Annotated in this window: 5 protein-coding genes and 2 pseudogenes; 5 read left to right on the plus strand and 2 right to left on the minus strand. The window is 68.9% G+C overall.

The annotated features are described in order from the left end of the window. Positions 1 to 210 (minus strand): annotated as a pseudogene (locus IG08_RS0152930) (cyclase family protein); the annotation flags it as partial. A 162-nt stretch (positions 211 to 372) separates the two neighbouring features. On the opposite strand from IG08_RS0152930, the gene IG08_RS0152935 reads away from it, so the two are divergent. Beyond that, positions 373 to 771 carry a nuclear transport factor 2 family protein gene (locus tag IG08_RS0152935; RefSeq protein ID WP_030621953.1) on the plus strand — a complete coding sequence of 133 codons (399 nt, stop codon included), beginning with the start codon at positions 373 to 375 and terminating at the stop codon, positions 769 to 771. 26 nt (positions 772 to 797) lie between these two features. After that, positions 798 to 1,193: a nuclear transport factor 2 family protein gene (locus IG08_RS0152940; protein ID WP_030621955.1), complete on the plus strand. Its 396-nt coding sequence runs from the start codon at positions 798 to 800 to the stop codon at positions 1,191 to 1,193. Between the two features lie 63 nt (positions 1,194 to 1,256). On the opposite strand, the gene IG08_RS0152945 is transcribed toward IG08_RS0152940, so the two are convergent. Next, on the minus strand, positions 1,257 to 2,924 hold the full coding sequence (locus tag IG08_RS0152945; RefSeq protein WP_078656157.1) for a flavin-containing monooxygenase: 1,668 nt from the start codon (positions 2,922 to 2,924) through the stop codon (positions 1,257 to 1,259). 195 nt (positions 2,925 to 3,119) lie between these two features. Here IG08_RS0152945 and IG08_RS0152950 point away from each other — a divergent pair, with 195 nt between their 5' ends. From IG08_RS0152950 to IG08_RS55465, 3 genes and pseudogenes are all read left to right on the plus strand, one after another. Then, a complete protein-coding gene (locus IG08_RS0152950; RefSeq protein ID WP_030621959.1) occupies positions 3,120 to 3,512 on the plus strand; it encodes a carboxymuconolactone decarboxylase family protein in 393 nt (130 codons plus the stop codon). Between the two features lie 135 nt (positions 3,513 to 3,647). Continuing rightward, positions 3,648 to 4,388: an SDR family NAD(P)-dependent oxidoreductase gene (locus tag IG08_RS0152955; protein ID WP_030621961.1), complete on the plus strand. Its 741-nt coding sequence runs from the start codon at positions 3,648 to 3,650 to the stop codon at positions 4,386 to 4,388. A gap of 56 nt (positions 4,389 to 4,444) precedes the next feature. Then, positions 4,445 to 5,139: pseudogene (locus IG08_RS55465) on the plus strand (NAD(P)/FAD-dependent oxidoreductase); the annotation flags it as partial.

Consider the following 5,139-nt stretch of genomic DNA (forward strand, 5'->3'; position numbering starts at 1 on the left):
CAGGATGGGCGGGTAGCGCCGCTGGTTCAGCGCGGTCCCGCCCGGATAGTCCAGCGGCAGGCTCAGGCTGAAGGTGATCCCCTGCTCGACCTCCCGCACTCCCTGCAGGACCTTCTCGGGTGTGAGCAGGTTGATCCGCCCCAGCTCGTCGTCCTCACCCCACTCGCCCCACGTCGAGCCCGGCGGACGCTGCTTCCAGCGCTTCGTCATGATTACGCCTCCTTCGGCGACGGTCCCCGTCGACAGTCGCCCGCATGCTATTTGGATTGTACCGCCCGGTCAACAATCCTGACTGCTTGGGTTTTGGCCTTCATATTTCGTGGTGTTGAGCAATAGACTGAGTGGTCGAAACGTCGAGCCCTTGGAGAGACAATGAGCGAATCCACACAGGCGTGGGTCGCGGCGGGTGTGCGTGCCGTGATCGGGGCCCACACGCAGGCCCAGGACGCCGGCCGCACCGACGACGTCGTCGCGCTGTACACACCCGACGGGGTCCTGGAGCTGCCGGGGATGGACCCCCTTCAGGGGCACGACGCGCTCCGCGCGGCCTTCAAGGGCTGGGAGCCGACGCAGCCGCAGCAGCACCTGGTGGGCAACACCGTGGTGACGTCCACCGCCGAGCACGAGGCGACGGCCGTGAGCGACGTCGTCTTCTTCCAGCGCGGCGACACGGGCTGGGCGGTGCAGGTCGTCGGGCGCTACGAGGACACCTTCCGTCAGGTCGACAGTGTCTGGCTGTTCCAGCGGCGCGCGACGACCTACCAAGCCTGATCCAACCCCCTTAGGGAGAGAAAACGATGACCGTATCCGCCGAAGCGGCCCTGGCCGGCGTACAGAACGCCATCGCCGCCTACACCCACGCCCTGGACGCGGGCCGTGCCGACGTGGTTTCCGAGCTGTTCACCGAGGACGGCGTCGCCGAGATCGCGGGGCAAGGCACCTTCGAGGGCCGGGACGCGATCCGCAAGGGCTACGAGGCCTTCGCGCCGCAGGCGCCGCAGTTGCACCTCGTGGGCAACACCGTCCTCACCTCGCCGCCCGGGGACGAGGTGACGGCGAGCAGCAGCCTGGTCTTCTTCCTGCGCGGCGAGGCCGGCTGGGCCCCACTGCTCGTCGGGAGCTACGAGGACACGCTGGTCCGTGAGGACGGCGGGTGGAAGTTCCGCAAGCGGGTCACGACCTTCCTCCCGTAGTGCCCCGCCCGAACGTGGACGCCCGTGCCGCCGTGAATCAGGCGGCACGGGCGTTTCGCATGCTCAGGCCTCCGGGTCCGCCGCCTTGGAGAAGGCGAAGGCGGGGAAGTCGCTGTCGACGGACTCGCGGATCAGCTCCTGGAGTTTCCAGCGCCCGGTCGGGTTCAGCAACTGCTTGATCGGCTTGCCGGGGATGTTGGCGCCGTAGAAGTAGCTGCTCTTCAGGAAGGACGACTGGCCCGCGCTGTCGTTGACCAGGTCCGTCCACTCCTGCTCCGCCTCGGCCGTCACCTCGACGACGTCGTGGCCGTAGTCGCGTGCATGGATGAGCAGGTCCATGACGTATTCCACCTGGTCGCCGGCGTAGCGCGGGTTGTTGCCGAGCGCGCCGTGCGGACCGCCCGGGAAGAAGAAGTTCGGGAAGCCGGCGGTCGTGACACCGAGGTAGGTGGACGGACCGTCCGCCCAGTACTCCTCCAGCGGAAGGCCCTGACGGCCGCGCACGCCCAGGCGGTTGAGCGCGCCGGTGCCGAAGTCGTAGCCGGTCGCCCAGATGATGATGTCGTATTCCCGCAGGCCGTCGGGCGTCTCGATCCCGGTCTCGGTGATGCGGACGATCGGCGTCTCGTTGATGTCGACGAGCTCGACGGTCGGCTTGTTGTACGCCTCGTAGTAGCCGGTGCCGAACGGAGGCCGCCGTCCGCCGTAGCCATGCCCCTTGGGGATCAACTTCTCTGCTGTCGCGGGGTCCTTGACGATGGAGCGGATCTTGTCCGCGATGAACTCGCACCACTCCTCGTTGACCGTGGCGTTCGTCGTCATGTCGTAGTAGTGCTCGGACAGCTTGGTGAAGCCGGGGCCGTTCCACTTCTGCTCGTAGAACTCCTGCCGCTGCTCCGGCGTGTCCTCGAGGCCGGACCGCATCGTGATCTGGTGGAGGAACCCGCTCGGCGAGGTGTTCAGCGTGTCGCGGACGGACTCGTAGTCCGCCTTCAACCGCGACTGCTCCTCGGGCGTGATCGGCCTGTTGTTGAGCGGCGTGAGCCAGTCGGCCACCTTCTGGTAGACCGTCAACTGGGCGACCTCGTCCGCGATCGCGGGCACGATCTGTACTCCGCTGGACCCGGTTCCGATCTGGGCCACCCGCTTGCCGGCGAAGTCCACGGGCGTCTTGGGCCAGCGGCCGGTGTGGTACTGCTCGCCGCCGAAGTCGTCGTGCCCCGGGATGTCGGGGACGAAGGGCACGGAGAGGATGCCGGTCGCCGCGACGACGTGGCGGGCGCGGTGCTCGGCGCCGTCTTCTGCCCGTACGGTCCACGTTCCGGTCTGCTCGTCGAAGAGAGCCGAGGTCACCTTCGCGCCGAACACCATGTGGCGGCGCAGGTCGAAGCGGTCGACGACGTGGTTGAAGTAGCGCTCGATCTCCGGCTGGCCCGCGAAGTGTTCGGACCACTCCCATTCCTCCCACAGTTCCTTGGAGAAGAGGTAGCCGTAGGTGTAGCTCTCGGAGTCGAAGCGGGCCTCGGGATAGCGGTTCCAGTACCAGGTGCCGCCGACGCCGCTGCCCGCCTCGAGCAGCCGTGCCGAGAAGCCTGCCTCGACGGCCCGGTACAGCTGGTAGATGCCGGTGACGCCGGCCCCGATGACGAGCACGTCGACCTGGCCGGCCGGGTTCGTGTGCTGGGTGGTACGCGTGTCCCTCGCGCCCGGCGCCTTCGTGGTGTCACTCATGTGCCCTCCCGCGTGACAGGGGCTGCGGCTCCGGCCATGATTTATATGTCGACCGGTCGTCCGAATATTGAGCCGAGAGTAGACGAGGAAAAGGGGCCGATCAATGGTGGTGAATCTCGCCAAAGTTATTGATTGTACCGACCGCCTGGTCTAACTTTCGCTCAGGGACGCGAAGCCGCGCAACGGGAGTGAGCCATGACTGACAAGGGTGTCGAAGAAACCGCAGATCTGCGGGCCGCGGGCTGGAAGGCCATGCGCGCGGCACTACCAGGTGTGTTCCCCGACGGCGACCTCGATCTGAGGGACGGCCGCCTCGGGGAGGACCTCGTCGATATCGGCCTGACCAGCGTCTGGGGCGCGCTGTGGGGCCGCGAAGGACTTGCCCCTCGCGATCGGAGCCTGGTCACGCTGGGCATCCTGATCGCCCTCGGGGCCGAGACGGAGCTGAAGACCCACGTCCGGATCGGGCTGACGAACGGGCTGACCCAGGACGAGATCGCCGAGGTCATCTACCACTCCAGCGGGTACACCGGTTTCCCGCGAGCGGTCGCCGCCCGCACCGCCGCCCGCGAGGCGCTGGAGGGCTGACGCCCGTCAGGGCCTGTCCGGCGGATCAGGTCGGAGAGAACCGCCTGCGCTGATGAGGCGCCGGACAGGCCCCAGGCCCGGCCGACGGAGACGGTGTGCCGTCGGCATCCCACACCACGCACATGAGGAGCACGCATGTCACTACAGGGAAAGGTCGCCGTCGTCACCGGCGGCGCCCGGGGCATCGGACGCGGAATCGCGACCGTGCTCGCGGCCAAGGGGGCCGCGGTGGCGGTCTGGGACCTGAACGCCGAGGGCGCCGAGAAGACCGTGGCGGAGATCCAGGAGGCGGGCGGTACGGCGATCGCGGTCGGGGGTGACGCGGCCGATGCCGCGGCCGTGGCCGCGTCCGCGGCCCGGACCCGTGCCGAGCTCGGGCCGGTCGCGATCCTCGTCAACAATGCCGGGATCACCGCCTACGAGCCGTTCACGAGCATCACCGAGGCGTCGTGGGACCGCATGATCGGGGTCAATCTCAAGGGGCCGTTCCTGGTCACCCAGGAGCTGGTGCCGGACATGCTCGAGGCCGGGTGGGGGCGGATCGTCAACATCTCCTCGTCCTCGGCGCAGACCGGGGCGCCGGCCATGGCGCATTATGCGGCCTCGAAGGGTGGGGTCATCGGTCTGACCAGGGCGTTGGCGGTCGAGTACATCGAGAAGGGGATCACGGTGAACCACGTTCCGCCGGGGTTCATCGACACCCCTCTGGTGCGCGAGGGCCCGGTCGACGTGGAGGCGGCCGCCGCGATGATGCCGATGAAGCGGGCCGGCACGCCCGAGGACGTCGCGCACGCGGTGGCGTACCTCGTCTCGGACGAGGCGAGCTATGTGACCGGCCAGACGTTCAGCGTCAACGGCGGGCGCTACCTCACCTGATCCACCGGTCCGTCTTCCGCAGGGAACACCGCACCAACGCTGCAATGGGGCCGCGCATGAGCATCGAGCACGACGTCAGGGCCCCGGCCCGTGTGCTGGTGGTGGGCGCGTCCGCGTCCGGGCTGACCACGGCTGAGACACTCCGGCGCAAGGGCTACGCGGGCGCGATCACCGTGCTGGGCGACGAGCCGCACGTGCCCTACGACCGCCCGCCTCTCTCCAAGCAGGTCCTGTCCGGTGCCTGGGCACCGGAGCGGGCTGCTTTGCGAACGGGGGAGGCACTGGCGGCACTGGATGCCGAGTTCGTGCGGGGGGACGCGGCGGTTGGACTGGATCTGGCGGCCCGGTGTGTGCGCACGGAGTCCGGCCGTGAGCTGCAGGCGGACGCGATCGTGATCGCCACGGGAGTACGGGCGCGTCGCCTGCCCGGGACGGACGGCCTGACCGGTTGGTGCTGCGGGCGGATCTGGTGGCGTCCTCGCGGCTGGTGGTCGTGGGTGAGGGCGTCCTCGGTTCCGAGATCGCGGCCACTGCCCGGACGCTGGGCCTGGATGTGACGCTGGCCGGTCCGCTGGCGGCGCCGATGGCGTTGCAGGTGGGCCCGCTGGTGTCCGGGCTGCTGGGCGACCTGCACACCGAGCAGGGTGTGCGGCTGCGGCTGGGCACCGGGGTCGTAGGGCTGACCGATGAGGACGGGCGCGTGGCCGGTGTGCAGCTGGGCACCGGCGAGGTGCTGCCGGCCGATGTGGTC

Source organism: Streptomyces fulvoviolaceus (genome assembly GCF_000718165.1).
GTDB classification, from domain to species: domain Bacteria; phylum Actinomycetota; class Actinomycetes; order Streptomycetales; family Streptomycetaceae; genus Streptomyces; species Streptomyces fulvoviolaceus.